This is a genomic window from Pseudomonas sp. MAG733B (assembly GCF_036884845.1).
Lineage (GTDB): Bacteria > Pseudomonadota > Gammaproteobacteria > Pseudomonadales > Pseudomonadaceae > Aquipseudomonas.
This window is the reverse complement of sequence record NZ_CP145732.1, coordinates 2435426-2460813: the sequence shown is the minus strand read 5'-3', so window position 1 is coordinate 2460813 and position 25388 is coordinate 2435426. Positions and strand designations below refer to the sequence as shown.

General features: G+C 57.0%; 23 protein-coding genes. 4 read left to right on the top strand and 19 right to left on the bottom strand.

Going from position 1 to position 25388, the window contains the following annotated elements; all coding sequences use genetic code 11:
* Positions 1–680: 680 nt before the first annotated feature.
* The 19 genes from V6Z53_RS11240 to V6Z53_RS11150 all read right to left on the bottom strand — a co-directional run bounded on the left by V6Z53_RS11240 (position 681) and on the right by V6Z53_RS11150 (position 20196).
* Positions 681–2573: a hypothetical protein gene (locus V6Z53_RS11240; protein WP_338585567.1), complete on the bottom strand. Its 1893-nt coding sequence runs from the start codon at positions 2571–2573 to the stop codon at positions 681–683.
* Positions 2574–2715: 142 nt separating this feature from the next.
* Positions 2716–2976 (bottom strand): acyl carrier protein, encoded by a 261-nt coding sequence (locus V6Z53_RS11235; protein ID WP_338585566.1) that lies wholly within the window; start codon positions 2974–2976, stop codon positions 2716–2718.
* A 354-nt stretch (positions 2977–3330) separates the two neighbouring features.
* A complete protein-coding gene (locus V6Z53_RS11230; RefSeq protein ID WP_338585565.1) occupies positions 3331–4422 on the bottom strand; it encodes an IpaD/SipD/SspD family type III secretion system needle tip protein in 1092 nt (363 codons plus the stop codon).
* Between the two features lie 14 nt (positions 4423–4436).
* Positions 4437–5534, bottom strand: a complete 1098-nt coding sequence (locus V6Z53_RS11225) for a cell invasion protein (protein ID WP_338585564.1) — start codon at positions 5532–5534, stop codon at positions 4437–4439.
* A gap of 25 nt (positions 5535–5559) precedes the next feature.
* A complete protein-coding gene (gene sctE, locus V6Z53_RS11220) occupies positions 5560–7329 on the bottom strand; it encodes a type III secretion system translocon subunit SctE (protein WP_338585563.1) in 1770 nt (589 codons plus the stop codon).
* Positions 7322–7813, bottom strand: coding sequence for a type III secretion system translocator chaperone SicA (sicA, locus tag V6Z53_RS11215; RefSeq protein WP_338585562.1), 492 nt, complete (start codon positions 7811–7813; stop codon positions 7322–7324). Before sicA ends, sctE begins: the two co-directional genes overlap by 8 nt.
* 119 nt (positions 7814–7932) lie before the next feature.
* Positions 7933–8967 (bottom strand): EscU/YscU/HrcU family type III secretion system export apparatus switch protein, encoded by a 1035-nt coding sequence (locus tag V6Z53_RS11210; protein WP_338585561.1) that lies wholly within the window; start codon positions 8965–8967, stop codon positions 7933–7935.
* Positions 8942–9748, bottom strand: a complete 807-nt coding sequence (gene sctT, locus V6Z53_RS11205; RefSeq protein ID WP_338585560.1) for a type III secretion system export apparatus subunit SctT — start codon at positions 9746–9748, stop codon at positions 8942–8944. Before sctT ends, V6Z53_RS11210 begins: the two co-directional genes overlap by 26 nt.
* A gap of 4 nt (positions 9749–9752) precedes the next feature.
* Positions 9753–10007: an EscS/YscS/HrcS family type III secretion system export apparatus protein gene (locus V6Z53_RS11200; protein WP_338585559.1), complete on the bottom strand. Its 255-nt coding sequence runs from the start codon at positions 10005–10007 to the stop codon at positions 9753–9755.
* A gap of 10 nt (positions 10008–10017) precedes the next feature.
* On the bottom strand, positions 10018–10677 hold the full coding sequence (locus V6Z53_RS11195; protein ID WP_338585558.1) for an EscR/YscR/HrcR family type III secretion system export apparatus protein: 660 nt from the start codon (positions 10675–10677) through the stop codon (positions 10018–10020).
* Positions 10674–11606: a FliM/FliN family flagellar motor switch protein gene (locus tag V6Z53_RS11190; protein WP_338585557.1), complete on the bottom strand. Its 933-nt coding sequence runs from the start codon at positions 11604–11606 to the stop codon at positions 10674–10676. The genes V6Z53_RS11195 and V6Z53_RS11190 overlap by 4 nt, the downstream gene beginning before the upstream one ends.
* Positions 11603–12475 carry an invasion protein gene (locus V6Z53_RS11185; protein ID WP_338585556.1) on the bottom strand — a complete coding sequence of 291 codons (873 nt, stop codon included), beginning with the start codon at positions 12473–12475 and terminating at the stop codon, positions 11603–11605. The genes V6Z53_RS11190 and V6Z53_RS11185 overlap by 4 nt, the downstream gene beginning before the upstream one ends.
* Entirely contained in the window at positions 12472–12927 is a 456-nt protein-coding gene (locus V6Z53_RS11180) for a type III secretion protein (protein ID WP_338585555.1), read from the bottom strand. The genes V6Z53_RS11185 and V6Z53_RS11180 overlap by 4 nt, the downstream gene beginning before the upstream one ends.
* Positions 12911–14197, bottom strand: a complete 1287-nt coding sequence (gene sctN / locus V6Z53_RS11175; RefSeq protein WP_338586482.1) for a type III secretion system ATPase SctN — start codon at positions 14195–14197, stop codon at positions 12911–12913. Before sctN ends, V6Z53_RS11180 begins: the two co-directional genes overlap by 17 nt.
* The gene (locus tag V6Z53_RS11170) at positions 14194–14601 is read right to left on the bottom strand and encodes a CesT family type III secretion system chaperone (protein WP_338585554.1); all 408 of its coding nucleotides are present in this window, start codon (positions 14599–14601) and stop codon (positions 14194–14196) included. The genes sctN and V6Z53_RS11170 overlap by 4 nt, the downstream gene beginning before the upstream one ends.
* Positions 14602–14614: 13 nt before the next feature.
* Positions 14615–16666: an EscV/YscV/HrcV family type III secretion system export apparatus protein gene (locus tag V6Z53_RS11165; protein WP_338585553.1), complete on the bottom strand. Its 2052-nt coding sequence runs from the start codon at positions 16664–16666 to the stop codon at positions 14615–14617.
* A gap of 23 nt (positions 16667–16689) precedes the next feature.
* The gene (sctW, locus tag V6Z53_RS11160) at positions 16690–17796 is read right to left on the bottom strand and encodes a type III secretion system gatekeeper subunit SctW (RefSeq protein WP_338585552.1); all 1107 of its coding nucleotides are present in this window, start codon (positions 17794–17796) and stop codon (positions 16690–16692) included.
* Complete coding sequence (gene sctC / locus V6Z53_RS11155) at positions 17793–19445, bottom strand: type III secretion system outer membrane ring subunit SctC (protein WP_338585551.1); 1653 nt, start codon at positions 19443–19445, stop codon at positions 17793–17795. Before sctC ends, sctW begins: the two co-directional genes overlap by 4 nt.
* 4 nt (positions 19446–19449) lie before the next feature.
* Entirely contained in the window at positions 19450–20196 is a 747-nt protein-coding gene (locus tag V6Z53_RS11150) for a helix-turn-helix domain-containing protein (RefSeq protein WP_338585550.1), read from the bottom strand.
* A gap of 224 nt (positions 20197–20420) precedes the next feature.
* Between V6Z53_RS11150 and V6Z53_RS11145 the strand changes: the two genes are divergently transcribed.
* The 4 genes from V6Z53_RS11145 to V6Z53_RS11130 all read left to right on the top strand — a co-directional run bounded on the left by V6Z53_RS11145 (position 20421) and on the right by V6Z53_RS11130 (position 25377).
* Complete coding sequence (locus tag V6Z53_RS11145) at positions 20421–21632, top strand: CmpA/NrtA family ABC transporter substrate-binding protein (RefSeq protein WP_338585549.1); 1212 nt, start codon at positions 20421–20423, stop codon at positions 21630–21632.
* Between the two features lie 15 nt (positions 21633–21647).
* Positions 21648–22223: an ANTAR domain-containing protein gene (locus V6Z53_RS11140; protein ID WP_338585547.1), complete on the top strand. Its 576-nt coding sequence runs from the start codon at positions 21648–21650 to the stop codon at positions 22221–22223.
* Between the two features lie 264 nt (positions 22224–22487).
* On the top strand, positions 22488–23699 hold the full coding sequence (locus tag V6Z53_RS11135; RefSeq protein ID WP_338585546.1) for a nitrate/nitrite transporter: 1212 nt from the start codon (positions 22488–22490) through the stop codon (positions 23697–23699).
* A 7-nt stretch (positions 23700–23706) separates the two neighbouring features.
* The gene (locus tag V6Z53_RS11130; RefSeq protein WP_338585545.1) at positions 23707–25377 is read left to right on the top strand and encodes a bifunctional protein-serine/threonine kinase/phosphatase; all 1671 of its coding nucleotides are present in this window, start codon (positions 23707–23709) and stop codon (positions 25375–25377) included.
* The last annotated feature ends 11 nt before the right edge of the window (positions 25378–25388 follow it).

The following is a 25388-nucleotide window of genomic DNA, read 5'->3' as shown; positions in this document are numbered from 1 at the left end:
CGACTAAATTTGTAGGATCTATCTGTCAAGAGTTTAATTTTTGCGCTTCAAGCCAACAATCGGAAAATAATCGCAACGAAAACCACCTAACACGGGCCATGCATAGAAACGGTGAAATTCAGAGAAAAACATGAACCACAAAAAAAGTTTAAAACCTCGACCACAAAGCATGAAATTTACTACTTTCAGCATAGACCTTTAATAAACAGGGGGAATACTTACGTCATACCCTCGGATATGAGCAGTCTTCCGCGACACGACATTAAATTAATATCCTAATTTCCCGAGACAACTAAGAATCCGACTAGCACCCAACACACTCATATGAAAATCAATTATCGAAGCCAATAACAAATGGAGTCACACAATGATAATTTGATTTAACCGAGCTATCAACATGCCTTGCAATCTCAGCTGGCCATTCAAGTTATTTCTCACGTAGTACTGTCCTCCGAGCTCCGAAAACAAATGGAAAGGATTCGAGAAAATACAGGTGTCTCTGCCGGACACTTGACTACCCTTTAGCAGACAGCCAGCAAATACAATTGCATTAACAGCATATGCCCGTCGAAAATTCGCACAAAACTTATCGAAACCGGCCATCCAACCGGCCTTCCAGCTGACTGCAAAGATACTGATGATGCATTACGAGCCAGCCACTGATTCACGCATCTTTAAGTTCAAGCAGAGAGAGATCTAAAAAGCAACGAGCGATTCGAAACCTCTTTTGATAACTCTTTGTTCAGCCGCAAAATAATACGTTCTACAACACATGCTGCGACAGTGTAAGACTCCGCGCTTGGGTGTGAGGCGACCCAGCCTCTTGATTCAAATATCGACATTAGACCATCTAGGCTCGTTTTCTGGCCTTCAAACTCTAACAAAGTATTCTTCTCTTCCTCAAAGAGAGCTTTAAGAGTCTGAACGCGCCCTTCATTCCAGTAGGTATTTGGTATATCTGCCGGACCTACTAGTTCCTTCTTGACAATTCTCTCTTCTGGCAAAACGATATTACGGTCATCTTTGGTCAAGCCCAGTTCCAAACCCATTAGCATATCTTCACCACCAGCCACCATGTAGGGAGGGTAGATACCATCGTCCCACTGGTTTCGGAACGGGGCCTGAATTGAAACAAATTGCTGCGCTGGCGAGTTCAGATCTGATTTTTCAGGAGGGAGTGTCTGACTGAAAGGCAGAGGCGGCAATTGTCGCGCTGGGTAACCGACACCGTAGCCAACAATTGGCTGCCTTGTTATTTGGTGCAGACTTTCTACGTTGCTCCGTATCACTGGATTAGTATGTCTCGTCTGCTCCGTCTTTACGACGTCCTGATCGACCATCATTATTCTTTTAGGACGGAATGGTAGTGTATCGGCAAAGGCTAACGCCGATGCTCGCGCAGCACCAAAGCCCGTTAATTTTCCACCATCCCAACCAACGAGGTGCAGATTGGGATGCTGCTCAAGAGTCTCTTTCAATACCGTAACGTAGGTAGGGCAATCCAGTTTATGGACAAGTAAATAGACAGGTTCAGCACGAGCACCCACCTCCCGCCTCATATTCTTTGGATGCCAAGCCAAACTATAATCCTTGCCGAGTTCCGCAGAGAGTTTACTGGCGTTCCCTCCACTTATGACAAGTGTAGGAACAGTGCCGCTATGCAGGTGTGGCTCGTGCAACTGCGGCCCTCTGATAAATGAGAACCAGCTGCCGCCACCAGGAACGTCCCGATCTTCAGCCAATTTTCTGCATGTATCAATTCGGGTTTGAAGCACCGACTGCATACTTTTTATAGCATCTTCATGCGGCGATTTACTGACGATAACGGGAGAGTATTTGCAAGACGGCCTAGTCTCAACGTCAATCCAATCAGGATTGCATACCACACTGATAGGGGTACTAATCACATTGTTTGTGATACTACTTGGCACTATTCCGGCGCATCCGCTATCCAATTTTAAGTGGCTCTGCATCCCATCTTGCCAAAGCTCACCTAACATGGCACCCTGCTCAAGAATGCTTTCAGACAAAACCCTTCGAAACTCAGAAGCCTGCCTATCGCTGATAGTATCGACAGAAACATCAAACTTAACGGCAAGCATAATTTTAAAAAAGGCTTCTTCGCCTGACGCCTTCCATACCTCTCCACACCTTTTTGCTAAGTAGCCATTTTTGCCATCAGGATATATCTCAACACTTCGTGCCTTTTGTTCGTCGGATAACACTTCAAAACTCACCCAGCATTTTTCCCCACTAGGGACAAAAGCTGTATACGGCATCGTATTAGCACTGTATTTCCAGGCTAAGGTTATATCGGCCGGCAAAAAATCACCTTTAACAAGAGCTATACTTAACAACTCCAAAGAGCTACCGGTTAGCATGCAAGGTCGCTCTTGCATTAAGCTCTCTGCCAAATTACTCAATTTCACCAATATTTCCGAAGATAAATCATATACAAATATTCCAGAATCAGATGAAATACGCTTCTCCGTAAGCGTATCCCCCGCACCTGGCATTCCGCATCTTCGGCAGGCTGCGTATAAATCAGGTAAAGAATGACTTGACTTAAGCATATCCACTCCTCGCTTTAAACAAATACATCAGAAAACTTAATTAATACTCGCTACAACCAAACCAATTGACTGACATGCCAGACGAAACAGCAGCCTAAACTTTCTGTATTGAGCTATTGTGATTTCGACGTAGACACACGAATTACGTCAGAGCTGCGCTGGCTTTGGCACTTTCCACCGACCTACAGATATCCGCCACGGCTCTCCAATCTGACACTTCAACTGCAGATAACTCCACATCAAATACTGCATTAAGCGCCATAACAATTTCTACAATACTCATAGAATCAACATTCAAATCCTCTACTAACAACGAACTGCATTCGATTTTCCGTCGACCCACCTCAAAACAATCACACAAAGTCTTTATTACTTGAGCTTCTATCGCAAACTTTACATTCAATATTGTACTCTCCAGCGCAATAAAAAGTGGAGTTAACTCCGAGAAAACGAGCCGAAACCACGCCAAACCTCTCAACATTAACAACCAAGCACTTCCACACTTCGCAACACTTATAAAATCACGCCATGCGAATACATATCTCCCCGAAAAAACCAAGACAACCAAACATACTTCCGATGTATTTATATAAACAATTCCGCCTCTCAACCTACAGTCACCACCTAACAAACTTAACATTATTTTCGCGACATTATAAATAAGAGGCGCAACTCCATACGTAACAATCAAGCATCGCGCCACGCCACGCCACGCTACCTAGGATTAGGTTTGTTTAATTATACGTTCTTAAACACATCAAAAATTCAACATTGCCTTAAGCATGTCAGCATATTGATTGAGATGAGAAGACAACGTCTTGTTAAAATTGTCGTGATAGGAGTTGGCATTCGAATACTTCTGAGTGAAGGACTGCAACATGTTTTTCATGCGTTCCTCCTGAGAGTTGAAACCGGTTTGCCAAGCCTGAAATTTCGCAGTGTCCCAAGTTACCATCCCCATCCAGGGATTTGGGACGCTATCAAGCATGGTCGTTAACGGCCCAATATCTATTACTACGCAATAAGTACCATCGGTGTTTTTCTTGAGACAACTTTCAGGCAACCCCAGCGCTTTTCGCCATGCATCTGCCTCTTCCATGCTCACCCCGCCTTTGTCGGGGTCCGGATAAAGAACGGAATCCGGACTGGGATGTGTATATTTTTTGATCAGATTTTCCAACGCTGTCCGTAACGAGCGGGTGTTCAAGGTGACCTCTTTTCCGTCATCGCCGCCCTTGATCCAGTCTTTCATCTTCGCGAGAATTTCCGCGTTGAAGTCGGCGAAGAATTCAGAATAGGCCGCAATGATATGTTCATAGCCGGCCAGGTAACCGTTCTTGATCAGGTCGATGAGTTCGAGCAGCTTGTCGAAAAACTCGCTTGAAGAATTCACTCTCACGTCGAATTCATCGGCGATTTCGTCCGGCACCGGCATTCGTATCAGTTCTTTGAGAATACGATCCTGCTCGTCGTAGAGTTGTTGACGTTGCTCCATTGGCAGCGTTTCGAGGCAATGGTTGAAAACCCTTCCACTCTGCCGCATCTGGTGCGTCCACATCAGTGATCGAATACGCTTAGCGTGGATTTGTTCGACAAACTCGGCAGACGAGAAATACTGCGCCAAAATTTCTGCAGGTGAGCCTTGAAGATCTCTTGGAACTCCCGCCGGGCACTTGAGCATATTTTCCAGATTACGATTCAGTGCCTTTACCGAACGCTCGAGCAACTGCGTCAAGGAAAACCCCGCATGGACTTCGACAGGCATTTCGGGAGGCAGCGGCACATCAATAGTGACATTGAGGTCAGCCAGCAAACTGTTTCCCGAAATTGATGATTCTGCAATTCTCATACTGTATTCCTCATTCAGGCCAGCTTCGTAACATCAGCACGCGACTGGAAAAGCTGCATCACGATGTCCATGATCTTTTGCAGGAGTGCAGCATCAGCCGAGTCTTTCTGACCGACTTCGTCACTCAAGCTTTTCTGGGTATTTTGTGCACTTTGCTGCAGGACTTCTTTCTCCCGCGCAGCGTGTTCAGTCATGCGAACCAGGTTGGATACGACCTGACCCAAGTTCATCGAGATGGCACTCAGCGAGCGACCTATTTCCAGCTTCTTCTCAATGCCCTTGCTTCCCATCTGGCTCAGCCAGTCTGAGTTTTGCCCGACTTTCTGCGCCTTGAGGATTTCCCCGTCGAACCACGCCTGCTCTTGAGGCGTCAAGGTTGAACCCTTGGGTTTGAAATCGACGGATGTCGTGCGGCCGAAATCATCGAAGGTTTTTATTTTGTGAGAGGTTTGCGGGTCCCATTCATCGCGGGAGCGATGTTGCTTGAGGTCACGCTCAATATTGTTGGCGTCGAGAGCGTTGCGTTTATGCAGGTTGATATCCGCATGTTTAAGCCCCAGACCTTGGAACGCCTTGAACATGGCGAACCCGGCGATTGCTCCAGACACCACGGCAGTGGCAATCGCACTATACAAAGCTGCATTGCCGGACTCGATAATGGCTGCGCCCTGGGCCTTGGCCGCCTCGGCCGCCATGACACCGAAATGCCCCCGCAACTGAGCGTTGACGACCTTGGCGACGTTGAGCGCAATAATTGCTGTGATCAGTACATTGGCATGTTTTTCCCAGGTACCTGGGTCAAACATCAGATCCTCACGCACTTCATCGGGGAGCATCATCAAAGCCGCATTGAAATCTTGCCAGTCCGCGTCACTGGGCTCGTAGGCGTCGATATCACGCTTGAGTTCCGCAGCCGTAGGGAATGTGAAGTTGTTGCCCCGAAGTACCTGCTTTGCGTCGAGTTGATCGGTTGCCAAACCAGGAAATCGCTTGCCTTTCAGATCCTTTGAAAATTGCTCCTGAGCGATCAACTCACTCAGGCCTGCATCGTTGACCGGATCGTGAGTCGATACATTTGGAGCAGGCCTGATCGTGGTGTGAATGGTGGACATGACAAATTTCCTTCAATCAGTGAGTTCAAACGTGCCGAGCCATTTGCAGGCTGACGGAATGGCTGCGTTGCATATCAGCAAAGACCTGTTCGATTTGCCGGGTACGAACCTGCATCGCCTGGCCGTAGTCCTCGACCAGCCGGGTGAGATAAGCGGTGACTTCTTCGCTGATCGACATGCGAACCCGCACGTCAGCAAGGTGCACAGCGGCCTGGGCCTGATGATTGCCGCTGGCAACCTGCAATCCGCCTTGCACGGCCACATTGCCGAACTCGGTAACGGCTTGGGCAATCTGCAGATTGGCACCGTAACGGGCCAGGGACACGGCATCGGCGCCGTTGGTGATGAAGCCGCGCAGCTGGGTCAGCATCTGGGTCAGTGAGTGGCTGGCCGATGAAGCCACCTGTTTAAACGCCTGCATGGCGGCGGGCGCGACATTGGCGATCATCGAAGACAGTTTCGAGGCAATGGCGCCGACCATCGGCCCGATCACCTGGGCCCCGACCACGGCCACCAATGCAACGGCAGCCAGTGTTGCGGCAATGCCCTGGATCATGCCGGCGATTTGTGCGATGTCCTTCGCGGTCTCTGGGTCGACACCAAATGCCACCAGCAATTTTGTATAGAGCTCGGTGAACAGCTTGATGGCTTCCTGCATCACAGCGGTCAGCGGCTTCATGGCTTCGGCCATGAACGACACACCGGTCGCGGCCTGAACCGCGGCGTCGGAAATCATGATCGCTGCGCCAATCACACCCACCGCGATCAACACCGGGTTGGCGGTCAACACGCCGGCAGCGATGGTCGCAACGGTCAATATCGCGCCGACGATTTTGCCAATGCAGCCCATGGTCTTCTGCAACGCTTCGGCCTTGCGGACTTCTTCCAGGTACTTTTCCGACTCGCGCTTCATGTGTTCCTGAAGCCTGGCTTGCATCTCCAGAAACAGTTCCTGATTGATTTCCTCCTTGTTCTGGGCCGACTCACCGAGCAACTCGATAATTCTCAAGCGGTTCAGCAATGCCTGTGCACTGCTGCTCAGCGCCTTTTCGTTTGACTCCTTCACCGAGGCTCCGCCGAGTCCGGCTTCCTGGACCTTCGCAGCCACCACCGCGAGCGTTTTGGCGCAGGCGTTGGCGAACTCGAGCAGCTTCAAGTGGGCATCGGTCGCCTTTTGCAGCGCGTGGGTGTGGCCCGCGAGTTCACCTTTAAGCTTGTCGCGCAGCGCCAGTTCACTCGCATAATCAGGCGAGTCTGGATCCAGCCCGGCCAGCCGTGCTTCGCTCGCATCCAGCAATCCCTGAACATGCCGAACCCGTTCCTGCAACTGATAGAGATGTTCCTGGCTGCTTCCGATGTCGCCCTCGGCAGCTTCAAGTGCCTCGACGGCAGCGGCGTATTCGGCCGCCAGTTTTTCATGCCCCTGCTGCTTTGCGCCGGCCATGCTTTGCAACATCGCCAGGCGATTTTTCAGCTTGTTGACGTCGACCTCGCCGAGCAGCTCACTGATCATCGCCATCAACAGCGTGAACAGGTCACCGTTGGTTTCCTGTTTGTTGCCATCGACGCGTGGAGGTGGCGCGTGCAGTACGGGCCTGCCCGAATTGGCAGTGGCTGCTCCTTGCTGGCCTTCGTAGCTGACCGACATCAGACGGGCTAAGGCTTCTTGGCCAGCCTTCTGATAATCCAACGTCCTGGCAGCCTGGCTGGCAGCCTTGCCATATTTTTCAAAGGCCTCGTTGCGACCTGTTGCGCCCGAAAATGCCGGGCTAAGGGTGCTTCTGATTTCACTCATGTTCTGTCTCCGAACAATCCTTTTCAATGTGACTCAAGGTGTCGAGATACACCTGAGCCTGCTTGTGCAGATCGTCTTCCGTGGCTTGATCAAGCACATATTCGAAACACAATCTGGCTTTGCCGATCTTGCCCAGCGCCAGGTGACACTGGCCGGTGTACAACATCGGACGGTAGTCGTTCTTGCCTTGGGCGAAGGCGATCGCGTACAGGTCGATCGCTTTCTGGTGGTTCTGCTTGAGTTGGTGCACGGCGGCCAACCCCATCCAGTAATGGCTGTTGTTGAAGTCGTAGATGCACAGGAAGTGAAAGAACTTCTCGGCATCGTCCAGCCGCCCCTGCTCGTAAAACTGGAACGCGAAGGCATAGAGACTGTTCATGTGTTCGTCACTGATGCCTTGCACGTCTTTCAATGCCGCGCCACCGAGCACTGCATCCACGACGTCGAGGGCCACTTGTTCAGCTTGTTGTTTGTCGCGACTCATCAGCCACACTCCTGAAAAACGTCAGCGCTGCTGACGACTGCATTGAGCCAAAGCGCTGCTGAGCACGCTGCCAAATTGCGCTCATGCCAACGTTCGGAGGAAAGAGGAAAAGGGAGAACTCAGGCTTGCTCGACTTGCTCGAGCCAGATCAACAGACGCAATACTTCTTCGATTTCCTGCACCTGGAGGAAGCTGTAGCGCTGGTGGGTTTTGAAGATTCGCCGAGCCAGCGCGATGTCGTTGATTACCGGCACACCCACCTCCTTGGCATACGCTCGAACAGCCAGTGCGCGCTGGTTGGTTTCCATCAGCGAGATAAACGGCAGCAGGGTGATTTCCGGGCGGAAATACACGCCGATGGCGATGTGGGTCGGGTTGGCGATGATCATTCGTGAGCTGCGCACGTCGGATTTGACCTGCTCGGACAGAAGTTCACGGTGCAAGTCGCGACGACGGCCCTTGATATCCGGGTTGCCATCCTGCTCCTTGTGTTCCCTCTTGACGGCGTCCTTGTCCATCATTTGATCTTTCATGAACAGCCAGTATTCGCTCAGCGCATCCAGCACGACGATCAGCAGCACGCATCCCAGAAACGCCAACACCAGCACCAGCAACAAGTGGCCCCAGATTGCGAACAGCTCAGGTGCCTGAGTGAACAATTGCGCAAACAGCAGTTGCCGCTGCGTGATCCAGACGATCCACAACGCCATGGCAAAACTGCCCAGGTACAACAGCGCTTTGACCGTGTCCTTGACGGTGCGCATGCTGAACAGTTTCTTGAAGCCATTGATCGGGTTCAGCGCACCGAGATTGAGCTTCAAGGCCTCGCTGGCCAGCACAAATCCGCTTTGCAACAGCGCAGGCAGTGCGCTGGTCAACACGCACACCAACAGCAGCGGCAACAAGGACTTGAGCCCGATCAGCACCAGCATCGCCGAGTACGCTTGCATGTCCACGTCAAAATCACTGGCGATGATGCGCCGATAGACTTCCATGACCTCGAACAATGAGCTGTTGAACACCATGTAGGTGATGCCGCAGAGGGTCAGGCAGGTGACCACCAGATCCTTGGCCTTGAATGTCTGCCCTTTGCGTGACGCATCGCGCAGTCGCTTGGCGGTGGGTTTCTCAGTCTTCGAGGCGCTGGACGACATCAGTAGCCTCCCTTTCACTGCCCAGATAGTGCTCCAGCCCTTGGGATTTGGTGCCCATGCGCAGGACTTCATCGGGCAGGTGCACGCCGAAATACAGCATCAACACCACCAGCGCCACAAGGCTCTTGACCGTCAGCGACACCGAGAACGCGTTCATTTGCGGCGCATACCGCGAGAGCAAACCCAGCAACGCTTCGCTGACCAACAGCGTGGCCACCACCGGCGCGCTGATCACCAGCGTCTTGCTCACCAGCGCATCGAGCAGGTTCAGAACAGATGGCAGGTGCATCTCGCAACCATTGGCCGGCGTGCAAATACGGTAGCTATGGCCAACGGTTTCGAGCATCAGCAACATGCCGCCGCCTTCGAGATAAACCACCGCGGCGAACAACTGGAGGAAATTCGCCAGCTCCGAGGTATCGACGCCGTTGGCCGGGTCCACGGTGCTGCTGAGCATGGCACCGCGCTGGTTGTCGATCAGGTTGCCCATCGCGTGCAACACCCAGAATGGCCAGCACAGCAGGACGCCAAGCAGCACGCCAATGCCGGCCTCACGCAACACCAGCCCGAAGAATGCCAAGCCGTCGAGCGCCGGCAATGGCACACCCACATAAGCCCAGAACCCCGTCGCCACTAACACAATGACAGCCTGACGCGGCACGCCCGTAAGCACCCCGCTGTTGAGAAACGGCAACATGAAAAAAATCGGCGCCAGGCGTGCCACCCCAAGAATGGCAGCGGCGAACCAGGCGTACAGATCGAAAAACAACGTCACCGACATTGCGCTAACCCAGCGCCAGACGTATGACTTCGCGGCTGAAATCGAGCAGGGTTTCACCGTACCAGCCCGACAGCAGGAACAGGCACGCGGCGACCGCCAACAACTTGAAACCGAACGGCAGTGTCTGCTCCTGTAATTGGGTCACGGTCTGAATCAACCCGACCACCAGGCCGACTACCGTAGCGACAATGATCGGCCACGCCACCATCAGCAGAATCAGGTACAGGGTTTTGTTGCCGGTATACACCAGATCATTCATTTACCTGCCCTCATGTCAGCAAGGTCAGGTATTGCTTGACCAGCCCGGTCGACAGCAACGCCCAGCCATCCAGCGCCACAAACAGCACCAGTTTGATCGGCACTGAAATGATCACCGGGCTCATCATCATCATGCCCAGCGCCAGCAGAATGCTGGAGATCACCAGATCGACGATCACGAATGGCAAATACAGGTAGAAGCCGATCTTGAAAGCGCTCTTGATTTCACTCAACGCGTAGGCCGGCAGCAGCGAAAACAGCGACGGCGTGAGCTCTTCATCGGCGGGCAGGTCGACGTCGGTTTCGCTCCGCACCGCTTGGGCCCGCTCGAAGAACAGCGCCAGTTCCGGGTCGGTGTACTTGCGCAGATATTCCTTGTATCCCCCCAACCCGTTCTCGGCGAAATTCACTACCGACTCGATGTCGGTAAAGGCCACCTGTTCTTCCTTGTAATAGCCATACCCTTGTTTCATTACCGGCGTCATCACGAAAATCGCCAGCATCAGGGCAATCGCATTGAGGGCCATGTTCGAGGGCACCTGCTGCAAGCCCAAGGCGTTACGCACGATGACAAAGACAATCGAAAACTTGATGTAGCAGGTGCCTGCCGCGACCAGAAACGGCAGCAGTGAAGCGAACGCCAGCAGCGCGATCAGCGAGACGTCATTCATCGCGGCTGTTCCGCTGAAGTACCCCGATAAACCTCGATCAACTCGACACCCAATTGCTCGCCCAACTGCACCAGTTCCCCCCGGGCAACACGCTTGCCGTTGGCGCGAATCTCGATGTGCCGTGCGGCGTCGTCGGCCAACGGAATCAGTTGCCCATCGACGATCTGCGACAGCGTGGCCAGGTCGATGTCATGGGTCGCGAGAATGAATTCCAGCCGCACGGACAAAGCACCGAGTTCGACATCCGCCCGCGGTTCAATCGCGGCTTGTTGATTGGCATCGGCAACGGTCGATTGCATGAGTAATCCCTCTTCAGTAAACGTGAAAATGCCGATGCATCGACCCGCCAGCCAGGCGCGTTGAGCCGGCTGAATGATCCGCAGGACATCGCCCTCATTCAGTCTTGTCCGGCTCGCATGAATCAGGTGACTGACACCCAGCATCAGCTCCAGGCGCAGCGGCAAATCGGCCAGCCAAGCGTTGGAGTCCAACGTCTCGTTGGCGGCACGCGCCGGTGGCAACTGCGTCACCCACACGCGCCCCCGAGGCGTGTCGAGCCAGGGCAACGTGTGCGTTGGCAGTTGCGGCGGATCGACCAACTCGACGTTGGACAGAGTCTGGTAATACAACTCGTCCAGCTCCAGCAGCAACGGCCGTGGCACCGACTGAAACAGGTCAACGATATTCGTCACCGAGGTCTCTATCCTCAGCAACGACTGCAACTGCGGGAGCGAGCGATGCAGCCAGTCACGGGCCATGATCAATCCGTGCCAGTCCCTCCCTTCGCTGTGTGCGCAAAAGCGTAAGTAGCCGGGCCGCCGTGGCAGGCAACCAGAACCGGTGTCATGGCCGGCACCCCGCCAGCGCTGGACCGACTGTGCGCAGGCATGGGCGGCAGGGTCGACCCGGCGCAGTTTCAGTCCATTCATGCGGGCAGTTCGGACTGTTCGTCCTGCTCGTCATCCGGCGATTGCTGCGAACCCTGACGCTGCTGCTCGCCGCCGCTGTCGGTCAACCGCCAGGCCGGCTCCCGCACCTGTTCGAAGGGTTCCTTGAGTTGCTCGAATACCAAGGTGTTGCTCGGGCTGAGCTGAAGGTTGCGAATCGGCTCGTCAGGCACTCGACTGATCGTCACTTGCCCGCTGACCGTGCCTTTGTTGAAAGGCACTTGCAGCAAACCCCGGTCCGACGCGGGCAAGATTTCGAGCATCACGTCAGGTGTCGGCATGGGCCGCAGGATCGGCGATGCAGGAATGGATGGCGGCACGACCGTTGCCGTATGGCGCATCACCTGCGGCTGCATCAGTGCTTCGGTCAACTCAGCTTCGGTGGTGAGCGGAATCGGCGCTTGAGCACTGGCGGCTCGTTCGATTGACATCGGTTCAGCGGTATTTGGCGAACGCTCGAGCGGCGACCCCACAGGCAAATTCGATGGACGCGAGTCCAGTTCGATTTTCCCGAGCGTTACTTGCACAGGCAATTCCATCCTGTCGGAGGTCAAGCCTTTAGTCGGCATCAGTTGGGGTGGCAGCTGTTGAATCGGCCGCTTGGCTTGTGGATAAGTCATCGTCATCGGGACCGCTGGCAGCGCCTTGTCGCGCGCAACATCCGCCGTCCCTTGGTTGATGGTCATTGATCGATGACGCAAGACCAGCGCCGCCAAAAGATCCAGCACACCCTGTGGCAGATCCTCCTCTTGCACCGGCACGAGCGTGTCTTTCAGTTCATCCATGGAGCCGTCGGTAACGGGGTCCAATATTTGAACCGGCAGAGGTGAAATCACAGATACATCGTTCATCGCCGAACTCCGTTCATCTCTTCTATCTCCCTTTCTTCTCGGCGCACGCACTCAAGCCGTTGCCCACGCATCAGCTGCTCGACAGACCGTTCGTACTTGTCGTGTTTGCGTTGCAACAAACGCAGTTGCTCGCGTTGCTCTTGCAACAATTGCTCAACCTGTCGGCACTGCTGGTCGACGCGATCGCGCTCAAGACGCAACAGATCAATCTGCCGACGGATGACGGCCTGCCTGCGCAACAGCGCCAACAGTTGCCCGTGATCCAGCACGCAGTCGTTTGCCCGATGACTGGCCAACAGACTTTGCAGTGACGCTTCTTGTCCCTCGAAGCCGGCACGTTCCTGCAACAGTGGTTGCAACTGCTGTTGTGTGCGCAGCACCGCTTGTTCGGCGCGTTGCCGACGGAACTGACTGAACGCCAACAGGCGTCGTCCATCACGCAATGAGTTCATGCAGACTCCGCAGGGTTTCGTCCGGTTCGCAGCATTCATCCGTCGGCTGACGCAGCCACTGAGTGAGCGCATCGCGGCGCTGCATCGCATGGTCGTTCGCGGCGTCTGCGCCCTGGGTGTACTCGCCCATATCGAGGAAAATCTGCAACTGCTCAAGACGCGTCAGCGTTTCCCGAGTCGATGCCGCCAGTTGCTGCACCTGTGATGTGGTGACTTGCGTTGCTACGCGACTGACGCTGCGCAACACATCGATTGCCGGATAGTGACCTTTGGCCGCCAAGGCACGGCTGAGGTAAATATGGCCGTCGAGAATGGAACGAATCTCCTCGGCAATCGGGTCCGGCTCGTCGTCGCTTTCCAGCAGGACGGTGTACCAGGCAGTGATGCTGCCCGAAGCAGTTACACCCGGTCGTTCCAGCAAACGCGGCAAGGCGTCGAACACCGAGGCCGGATAGCCGCGCCGCGCCGGTGCTTCGCCCGCTGCCAGGGCCAGATCCCGCCGAGCCCGGGCATAACGCGTCAACGAGTCCAGCAACAACACCACACGCTGGCCCTGGTCGCGAAAATACTCGGCGATGGCCGTGGCCTGGAGTGCCGAATTACAGCGATCCACCGACGAAAAATCCGACGTGGCATACACCACCACGCAACGGGAGCGCTTTTCCGACTGGCGCAAATGCTCGATGAACTCGGTCACTTCACGTCCGCGCTCGCCAATCAGGCCGATGACAAAAACATCGGCATCGGTGTGGTTGATCAGCATGTTGATCAACGTGGTTTTGCCAGAACCGGCGGCGGCAAAAATGCCGACGCGCTGACCGATACCGCAGGTCAGCAGACCGTCGATGACCCGAATGCCCGTACGCAACGGCTCCGCCACCGGGCGCCGTTGCTGGTAGGACGGCGGGTCGGCATCCACCGGATAGTCCCGCTGAGCAATGGCCATTGACGGCGCCAGACGCTCGACGATCGTGCCCTGGGGGTCGACCACGCTGCCGAGCAAGGCATCACTGCACGTCAATTGCAGCGTTGCGCCCGTCGGCACGATCATCGACTCCCTGGACAAGCCTTTCGCATCACCGAGCAGACTGAGCAGGACCGCGTCAGGATTGAAGCCGATGACCTGCGCCCTGGCTGCGACCTGAGGCAAGCGCCAATGGCGACGTACTTCGCAGACTTCGCCAATGACAACGTCGCCTAGCGCCGCTTCGATCAGGGGACCGCTCAAACGCAGCGGATGGGCCGCATGCCTTTCCAGCCGGGTGATCATCGGCGTAAAAGGTCGCACAGGTTTTCGGTTGCCTGCACGAAAGCATCGAGAGCTTGCGCGAAATGTTCAGCATCGCCGAGGGCGTGAGCATTGGCCATCAGACGCAGTTCCAGTCGCTCCTGGACGACGCAAAGGTGCAATTGCCCGGTGCGGGAGAACGCATTGCCTTCCAGCAGGAACTGCATCAGTTCGAAGGCGCAATGGTTCATTACATTCGGGCTCGCTTCTGCGACCGCCGCCCAGACCCAGACATCACCATCGACCACCGCCACACTGATATCAGGCAGATTTTTCATCTGCATTTCAATGGTGCTGTGACTGTCGAACTGCCCGATCTGGCTGTCCACACAGCCGCTATGACGCAACGCGTCGCGCAACAGATCAGCAATATCCATCGGTATCATTTGCAGGTTTTCCTTACAGCGTTTTGATGACATTGACCGAGACGGTCTCGGAGATTTCGCCGAACGACATCACGTCCAGCTCCCGGAACCGCCCCTCGATCAGTTTCTTGATATAGCGCCGCACATCGACCGAACACAGCAGCACCATGTCCTTTTGCGCGATGTGCAGGCTGTCGATGCCGACACTCAGTCGGTCCATCAGCTCTTCAGACTCGGCCGGTTCAAGGTTGATGAAACTGCCGCCCGAGGTTTGGCGAATGCCTCGTCGCACCACCTCTTCGAACTCCGGTGAAAGCAGCAGCACCCGCAAGTCATTACCGTGGGCGAATTTGTTGCTGATGTAGCGGGCCATCGAACCGCGAACGTGCTCGACCAGCGCCAGCACGTCTTTTTCCCGTGACGCCCAATGGGCCAGCGATTCGAGAATGAGCTTCATGTTGCGCACGGAGATGCGCTCGCCGATCAGTCGCTGCAGCACTTCGGCGATCTTCTGCACCGTGACGTGGCAATAGACTTCCTTGAGCAGATCGGGGTAGCGCGTTTCCATTTCGTCGAGCAGTTGCTTGGTTTCCTGCACGCCGAAAAACTCCTGGATGTTGCGCGCCAGCAACGTGACCAGGCAGCGATAGCATTCTTCGTCAGCCGGGCGCAGGTGATAACCCAATTGCTGCACCCGCTCGCGGTCGGTGGCGTTGACCCAGACCCCGCCCAGTCGATTGCTGTCGTTGCCGCGCACCAGCGCAAATTCCATGGAATCCAGTTCCGGCGAGTAGTCGAGCAGACGCCAGTGATCGAAATGGATATCGAACTGTTCGGCGCGCACTTCATTGATCAGCACCGCCACTTGATGTGCCGGCAACGCTTCGCTGGCACGAAGCTGTGGTTCGGGAATGCGCAGCCCATAGTCGACGAAAAACTGGCTGCGAAAGCGCGCTGGCCAACGGGCCCTGCTCAGTTCGTCCAGACGCGCCGTGGGCACCAGCAACATCAGCGCGATGGTTTCGGTGGCGATATTGTCGACGTCATCGAGCAATCCCGACTCGGGTTGCAATGCATCTTGCGCGGAGGGTGCCGCACGGCCATCGCCCTGCCCGGCCACTCGGGTAGATTTGCGATGCCGCATGAACACAACCAGGCCCAGCACACTGGCAATCGACAGGAACGTCAGCAGCGGAAAACCCGGTAACAGGCCCACGCCCACAGCGAGCAATGCAGTCACGCCCAGCACGAACGGATTGCCCAGCATTTGCGCGAGCATGTTGCGCCCCAGGTTGCTGTCATCACCGTTGACGCGGGTGACGATGAAGCCGGCGCCAATGGCGATCAGCAACGCGGGAATCTGCGCCACCAGCCCATCGCCGATGGTCAGCAAGGTGTAGGTCGACAGGGCCGTGGACATGTCCATGCCCATTTGCCCGACACCAATGGCCATGCCGCCGATGAAGTTGACGAAGATAATGATGATGCCGGCGATCGCGTCTCCCTTGATGAACTTCATCGCCCCGTCAAAGGAGCCATACAGCTGGCTTTCGCGCTCCAGAGTGCTGCGTTTTTCCTTGGCTTCTTCGGCCGTGATGGCACCGGCCTTCAAGTCGCCGTCGATGCTCATCTGCTTGCCCGGCATGCCGTCCAGCGAGAAGCGCGCCGCCACTTCGGCCACCCGTTCCGAGCCTTTGGTGATCACGATGAACTGGACAATGGTGACGATGGAAAAGATCACGAAACCCACCACCAGGCTTTCGCCGATCACGAACTCACCGAACGACGCAATGATCTCGCCGGCATCGGCCTGACTGAGGATCAAGCGGCTGGTGCTGATCGACAGCGCCAGGCGAAACAGCGTGGTCAGCAGCAGCAAGGCCGGGAACGTCGAATAGTTGAGGATGCGTTCGATGTAGAAAGAACCCATGAACACCAACAGCGAAATGATGATGTTCAGGCCGATGAGAAAATCCACCAGCACCGTCGGCAAGGGAATGATCAGCATGGCGATGATCATCACCATCAACGACAGAATCAGCAGCTCCGGTCGAGCGCTGACATTGCGTAGAAACACGTTGAGCATGGCAGGTCAGTTCCGGGAAAAAGTCATGGGCAACCACTGAGACGTCGCCGCTCAATACATTCGTGGGCGTAGGCGATGTCGGCCAGGTGCGTGAACTGTTGTGCCAGGCGCTGAGGTGCCTCTTCATCGACAAACAGTGGCAACGGCAATTGCAGGCTCAGTCGGCGCACCGTGTGCAGCACGGTTGAGCGCTCACGGTGAGGACTCAACAGCAGGCGTTCACCGAGCGCGCCGAGCAGCAACTGGTCGAGTTCGTCGGGGTAGCTCAGTAGCCCCATAAGGAACACCAGCCAGTCGGATTCATCGGGGTTGTGTCGACAGATGAGTTCATCGCCGAGCAGGCTGCCGATGAACAGGCCATCGGCTGAACGCAGGCGCTTGAGGTCAGCCAGCCTGGCCAGCAGGTGGCCAAACTCTGCACGCGAACAACTCGGGTCCTGGGCGCTGATATCGGTGAGCAAGGCGTCTTCGATGAACGCCAGCACGCTCATGCGATTGAGCGGCCCGTACAGCGCAATCCAGTCCTGGTAACAATTGACCGGACCGTCATCGGACTCGAGAAATTCCCGGTAGGTTTCGCGCAGCAGTCCCGCACGCACGGCCATGCTCGCACCGAACATTCGGGCTTTGAGGGCCGTATTGATGCCCGCGTTCATCCGCTTGGGGGAGGCCTCGGCGAGCGCTTCCTGCAACACCTTTTCAAGTCGCCGACGTGAACCGCCATCGAGCCGTTTTCGGCGCAACAATTCCCGCAACACCAACACCAGATCGCTGTCGTCGGGGAACAACCCGCGCAACTGCTGCAACAGCCAAGTGACGGGTTTGTCCGCCAGTCGCGCCAGACTCAGAACCCGTTGCACTTTGGGCAAAGTGTCGTCGTCGAGCACTCTTTCGAAGTTGTCGTTCAGGGTGTCGGACTTGAGTTCGAAATGCCGTCGGGCACGAAACTGCGCCAACGCTGCCGACATTTCATCGCTGATCTGCACAAAACGCTGCGCGGCAGCCGCCGTACCGCTTTCATCCAGATCAATGTCCGCATCCGCCTGTGGTTGTGGATGCTCCGCGGCCTTCTCGGTATTGAGCCGAGCCTGGGCCGATCTGCCACCCGTGGAAATCGGTGGCAGGATCATTTTTCCGATGCCCGGAAGTACGATCGGCGCACGCGCTCATGCTGCTGCGGTGTCAGCATCTGCGGGCCCGGTTCCATGACGGGCTCGAAGGCGTCGAGAATTTCCTTGGGCTGAATCAGGAACACCCGCACCGTGTTGGCCGAGCGGCTCTGTCGATAGCTGAACAAGCGCCCGACCCATGGAATCGAACCCAGTACCGGTATCCGCCCGATTTGCTCGCTGTTGTCATCGCGGGTGAAACCGCCCACCAACAGGCTCTTGCCCTGAGGCACACGCGCCACAGTACTGATTCGTGTGCGACCGACCGTGGGCAGCGAGTTCGGGCGCTCGCCCTGGCCAGGGCTTTCGACTTCGTTGCCGTCCTCGATATTGAGCGACATTTCCACCTCGTCCGCCTGGGCGAAACGCGGCAGAACGCTGATTAGCGTGCCGTAGGTCACATGCTGCAACTCGACCGTGCGCTCACCCACCAGCGGGGCATAAAACGTGCGGTTGTTGTCGAAAATCGCCGGCACGTTTTCCTGGGTCAGGATCACCGGTCGCGAGACCACGTTCGCTCGGTTGGTACGTTCCAGCGCCATGACTTGGGTCACGAACGAAACACCATCGAGGGTGGTCGCGGAACCGGCATTGAGCGATGCGGAAAATTTACCGCCCGAATTCACCGTGCCTTGCCAATTGATGCCCAGCTGATTGAGTTCGTCCTTGTGCAAATCGATGATCCACAGCGACAACTCCACGTGGCGCTTGGGCGTGTCCAGCGCGCTCACCAGGTTCTCGATGAAGCGCACTTGCTCCGGCAACCCCTTGACCAGCAGGCTGTTGGTGTCGGGATAAGCCACCACTCGAATGTTTCCCGCGGCCACCTCTCGCGCGATGATTCGCGGCGCGGTCGGGTCTTGTTCCGAGGGCGTGTTCGCCAGGCCTTCGAGGGGAAATGCCGGCATCAACCCCTGCGGTCGCTGTGCAGGGGCCTGCGCCACCGACGGCTCGACCTCGCGTTTCTCGCCACGCAGCAACTCCTCGATCACGGTGGCCAGGCCGGGGATAGTCACCTTGTCATCGCGCAGCTCGTATTTGCGGTCGCTGACGAAGGTATTGCGCACCTGGATCACACCGATCTGCTGTTTGCCCAGCAACAACTCCGAGCGCTGGTTATCCATCATCCCGGCCGCTTGCACCACCAGGTCGACATACATCGGCGGACCCGACACATGGAAAGTCCGCAGACCGTCGTGGCGCAACGGGTAACGCTTGTCGTGCAACCCGGAACGTTCGAGAAATGCCTGGAGTTTGGCCACGGTGAGGGTGTGCAGCGACATCATCGAGCTTTTGAATTCCGAGGCGTCGTACAGGTAAATCGCCTGGCCATCGCTGTACCAGATCAAGCCCATTTGCGTGCTGATACGCTCAAAGGTTCTCTGCGGAACGAGCAAATCGAACGTACCGGAAACCCGCTTGGCCGCAGCAGCTTTGCTGACGATTACGGGTTTGCCCAGCGGACCGGACAACTCGCTGAAAAAAGTGCGCGCGCTCTGCTCACGGGCCTCGAAGTTATAGACAGCGGCCTGCGCAGCACAGGGTGCAAGCAGCAACGCGGCGCTCAAGCAGACGGGCAAAAGGGAAAAAGAGAACAATCGGCAGTTCATCGGCTCACTTGCCTGGAAGGTAGGTAATATCGGCCAGGCTGCTGGGTGAGAAGCCCACCAGCTCGCGGATTTCCTTTGAGAAATGCGAAGAAGAGGCGAAACCGAACTCCAGCGCGACATCCGTCAGGGAGTTGTCCCGCTGGCTCATGTTCAACAACGCCTGAGCCGTCCGCCAGCCACGCAAGGCAGGCTTGGCCGCCGTACCCAGCGCCTGTCGACACAGTCGGCGAAAATGCGACACAGAGACGCCGTAGCGCTGCGCCAGGGTGGTCAATTTTTCACTGTGTGTGCCCTGCTCCACCAGGAAACGTACAAGCCCGTAGCTCTCGCAATGGCGCAGCACGCTGGCAAAAGCCTGGTAGGCCGGACCACCGGCCATGGCTTGCTCGATGTACCAGCGCTCGAGCGTCCTTTGCGACTGGATGACCGGGGAGGCCACCGGCAATGCCACCGGCAATGCCGCCGGGAATGCCTGGCTGGATCGTTGATCAACCAGCGCGTCACCCAGATCGATGAACACTTGCAACTTCACCAACGGCGCTTCTGCAACTGGCAGGGTCTGCACGTTGCCATTCACTTCAAATTTACCGTTCATCGCAATCAGCCCTTCCCAGCCGACTGGCAGGTGGCAGGCCGTCGCACACTGGGTCGAGAGCAGATACACGGGGGATTCGTTGACACGCAGATGCAGCACCCGCTCGCAGAAACGGGCGTCGGGGAAACCTGCGGCGCGTATTGATTCGATGTGCACGCCAACCTCCTTTGCGACCTGACGATGTGGGTCGGCAGGATGAAAGACAGGGCGCGTTGAATCCTGATGTAAACCTGATGAACCCCGGATGGCATATGCCTTGCACCCGTTCAGTCATCAGCGCACAGGCCAACGGCGGAATGTGTGCAAGGACAATGGCGTCGTCACCCGGCCTGGCTTGTAGAAGGGTCTGGGACGACGTTTTTTTTGAAGGTGCGAAATCGATGAACGAACCATCAGCAGGCCCTTTAGCCTGGGTCAATGGCAGCGATGCCCCGGAAAAGACCGAAATCAACCTCGGCTTCATGGCCTTGAGCGACTGCGCCTCAGTGGTAGTCGCCGCGACTCAGGGTTTCGCCCAGCCCTACGGCCTGACCCTGAACCTCAAGCGCCAGTCGTCCTGGGCCAACCTGCGGGACAAACTGGTCAGTGGCGAACTCGATGCCGCCCACAGCCTGTACGGCTTGATCTACGCCGTGCACCTGGGCATCGGCGGCGTGGCCCCGACCGACATGGCGGTGCTGATGGGGCTGAACCAGAACGGCCAAAGCATCAATCTCTCCCATGGCTTGCAGGGCCTTGGCGTGACCGGTCCTGAAGCGCTTCACCGGCACGTGCACCAAAGTCGCCCAAAACTGACGTTCGCCCAGACCTTTCCTACCGGCACCCACGCCATGTGGCTGTATTACTGGCTCGCAAGCCAGGGCATTCATCCGCTGCTGGATGTCGACAGCGTGGTGGTGCCGCCGCCGCAAATGGTCGCGCACCTACAAGCGGGGCGCATCGATGGCTTCTGCGTCGGCGAACCGTGGTCTGCCAGCGCGGTACAACAGGATCTCGGTTTTACCCTGGCGACCACTCAAGCGATCTGGCCCGATCATCCGGAAAAAGTCCTCGGCTGCACCCGCGCCTTTGTCGAGCAATATCCCAACACCGCCCGAGCGTTGGTGATGGCGATCCTGGAAGCCAGCCGCTTCATCGAAGACAACACCGAGAATCGTCGCAGCACCGCGCAATTGCTCAGTGCCCCGCAGTACCTCGACGCACCGCTCGAATGCATAGAACCGCGCCTGCTGGGCGACTACGCCGACGGTCTCGGCAATCGCTGGCAAGACCCGCACGCCTTGCGCTTCCATGGCGCTGGCGAGGTCAATCTGCCGTACCTGTCCGATGGCATGTGGTTCATGACCCAGTTCCGTCGCTGGGGCTTGTTGCGCGACGATCCGGATTACCTCGCAGTTGCTCGCCAGGTCCAGCAACTAGACTTGTACCGTGAGGCCGCCAGTGCCGTGGGAGTCGCATCACTGGGCAAAGAGATGCGTAGCAGCCAGTTGATCGATGGCAAAGTCTGGGACGGTTCCGACCCGGTCGGCTATGCCCGCAGCTTCAAGCTGCACGCCATGAGCGACAGCTCGCCCCGACTCGCCAGCCGCTGACAGGAGACTGCGAACATGTTGCGTATCCTGCTGATCAACGACACCGCGAAAAAAGTCGGACGCCTGAAAGCGGCCCTCACCGAAGCCGGATTCGAAGTGATCGACGAGTCCGGGTTGACCATTGACCTGCCCGAACGCGTCGAAACGGTGCGTCCGGATGTGATTTTGATCGATACCGAGTCACCGAGCCGCGATGTCATGGAGCAAGTGGTGCTGGTCAGCCGCGACCAGCCTCGACCCATCGTCATGTTTACCGACGAACACGACCCCGATGTGATGCGCCAGGCGATCAAGTCCGGGGTCAGTGCCTACATCGTCGAAGGCATCCACGCACAACGCTTGCAGCCGATTCTTGACGTGGCCATGGCGCGCTTCGAAAGCGACCAGGCCCTGCGCGCGCAACTGCACGCCCGCGACCAGCAACTGGCCGAGCGCAAGCGCATCGAGCTGGCCAAAGGGTTGCTGATGAAAATTAAGGACTGCAACGAGGAAGAGGCCTACACCCTGATGCGCCGCCAGGCCATGAGCCGTCAGCAGAAGCTGATTCAGGTGGCGGAGCAGATTATTGCGATGAGTGAATTATTGGGTTGAGCATCCAAGATCGCAGCCTTCGGCAGCTCCTACAGGGTGTACGCATTCCAACTGTAGGAGCTGCCGAAGGATGCGATCTTTTCCCTACCCACAAAAATCGGCATGTGGCACAGATCTGGCTAAGTAATCACCACAGGTAACCAACGGCGGTTGCCCAATCTACGACAAAGACGTCGCTCACCTCATTTGCCTCCCGGCGAATCAGGTGGCGGCGTTTTTTTGTTTTGGCTCCCGTTCGAGACTCCTATTCAGTTGAGGTGCGCGATGAATTCAAGCTTCTGGAAATCCGGCCATACCCCGACCCTGTTCGCGGCCTTCCTCTACTTCGACCTGAGTTTCATGGTCTGGTACCTGCTCGGCCCCTTGGCGGTGCAGATCGCCGGTGACCTGCACCTGACCACCCAACAGCGTGGCCTCGTGGTGGCAACGCCGATCCTGGCCGGGGCGATACTGCGCTTTGTAATGGGCATGCTGGCTGATCGACTGTCACCAAAAACCGCCGGCCTGATCGGTCAGGTGATCGTCATCTGCGCGCTGTTCGGCGCCTGGAAACTCGGCATCCATACTTATGAACAAGCGCTGCTGTTGGGGCTGTTCCTCGGTATGGCTGGCGCGTCATTCGCCGTTGCCCTGCCACTGGCCTCGCAATGGTATCCGCCGCAGCACCAAGGCAAGGCGATGGGCATTGCCGGCGCCGGCAACTCGGGCACCGTGCTTGCCGCACTGATTGCGCCAGTGCTGGCCGCCGCGTTTGGCTGGAGCAACGTGTTCGGCTTCGCGCTGATCCCGCTGATCCTGACCCTGATTGTCTTCGCCTGGCTGGCCAAAAATGCCCCTGAGCGGCCGAAAGCCAAGTCGGTGGCTGATTATTTCAAGGCGCTGGGTGACCGTGACAGCTGGTGGTTCATGTTTTTCTACAGCGTGACCTTCGGTGGCTTCATCGGCCTGGCCAGCGCCCTGCCCGGTTACTTCAACGACCAATACGGCCTGAGCCCGGTGACCGCCGGTTACTACACCGCTGCCTGCGTGTTCGGTGGCAGCCTGATGCGCCCATTGGGTGGTGCACTGGCCGACCGTTTCGGTGGCATTCGCACCCTGTTGGGGATGTACACGGTCGCCGCGATTTGCATTGCAGCCGTCGGTTTCAACCTGCCAAGTTCCTACGCAGCCCTGGCGCTTTTCGTCTGCACCATGCTCGGTTTGGGTGCAGGCAACGGTGCGGTTTTCCAACTGGTCCCGCAGCGTTTTCGCCGCGAGATCGGCGTGATGACCGGTCTGATCGGAATGGCTGGCGGCATCGGTGGCTTTGCCCTCGCGGCTGGCATGGGCGCGATCAAGCAAAGCACCGGCAGCTACCAGATGGCCTTGTGGTTGTTCGCCAGCCTCGCGGTGCTCGCCTGGTTCGGTCTGCATGGTGTGAAACGCCGCTGGAGAACCACCTGGGGTTCGGCTGCCGTGACGGCTGCGCGGGTCTGAGATCTCGATGAGACTGCAACTGAGTTTTGCTGAAGCCAGCGCCACCGGCCCACGGCCCGAGAATCAGGACGCCCTGCGCCTGGTGACGCCGGCCCCTGCGCTGGCAGCCAGCAAGGGTTACTTGTTCGCCATCGCCGACGGCGTCAGCCAATGCGCCGATGGTGGCCTGGCCGCCCGTTCGACGTTGCAGGCCCTGGCACTGGATTACTACGCCACCCCGGAAACCTGGGGCGTCGCACAAGCCCTTGATCGCCTGCTGCTGGCGCAGAACCGCTGGTTGCAGGCCAACGGTGGCGGACAACCGCTATTGACCACTGTGAGCGCTCTGGTGCTGCGTGGCAGGCGTTTTACTCTGGCTCACGTCGGTGATTGCCGGGTGTATCGCTGGCACGGGGATCAATTGCAGCGAGTCAGCGAGGATCACGTCTGGGATCAGCCGGGCATGCAGCATGTGCTCAAGCGGGCGCTGGGACTGGATCAACATCTGGTGCTGGATTTTCTCGATGGCGAATTGCGCCTCGATGAGAGCTTCGTCCTGCTCAGCGATGGTATCTGGGCAGTCTTGGGCGACACCGCGATTGCCGCGATCCTGCGTGATCAACCGGATCTGCACAGTGCCGCGCAAACACTGGTCAGCGCCGCGCACCTGGCCGGCAGCCAGGATAACGCCAGCGCCTTGCTGGTGCGGGTCGATGCCCTCGGTGAAACCAGCATTGGCGATGCTCTGATCCACTTGCAGCAATGGCCGCTGCCGCCGGCACTGAAACCGGGACAGGACTTCGAGGGTTGGCACGTTGAAGCAATCCTCGGTCAGAGCCAGCAATCATCGCTCTATCGGGTGCGTGACGCCCAGCAGCAACCCTGGTTGCTGAAAACCTTGCCCGGGCGCCTGCATGACGATCATCAGGCGGGGCAAGCCTTGCTGTCGGAGGAATGGTTTCTCAAGCGCGTGGCCGGGCGGCATTTTCCTGAAGTTCATGCCGCCAGTCAGCGCCAGCATTTGTACTACGTGATGCGCGAATATCCCGGAGCGACCCTGGCGCAACTGCATGAACAGGTCGGACCAATGCCGCTGGCGCAATGGCAGGACCTCGCCGAACGCTTGCTTCGAGCGGTCGGCATGCTGCATCGGCGGCAGATTCTGCACCGCGACATCAAACCGGAGAACCTGCTGCTGGGGGACGACGGTGAGTTGCGCCTGCTGGATTTCGGGCTCGCCTACTGTCCCGGATTGTCCGAAGACCAGCCTTCTACCTTGCCCGGAACGCCAAGTTTCATTGCACCGGAAGCGTTTCGCGGTGAAGCGCCGACCCCGCAACAGGATCTCTATGCCGTCGGCGTGACCTTGTATTACCTGCTGACCGGGCATTTCCCCTACGGCGAAATCGAAGCGTTTCAACGCCCACGATTCGGCGTACCGGTCAGCGCCAGTCGCTATCGGCCCGATTTGCCGGAGTGGCTTACACAAAGTCTGGAACGCGCGGTTGCCGCGGATCCAACTCAGCGCTTTGAAACGGCGGAAGAATGGCTGCTGCTGATCGAACAGGGCGAGCGGCACAGCTTGACCGTGCGCCCACGACCGCTGCTGGAACGCGAACCGTTGAAGGTATGGCGAACGCTGGCGCTGCTGTCATTGGTGGCAAATCTGGCGCTGTTGTTTGCGATATTTCATGGCTGATGTCAGCCCAA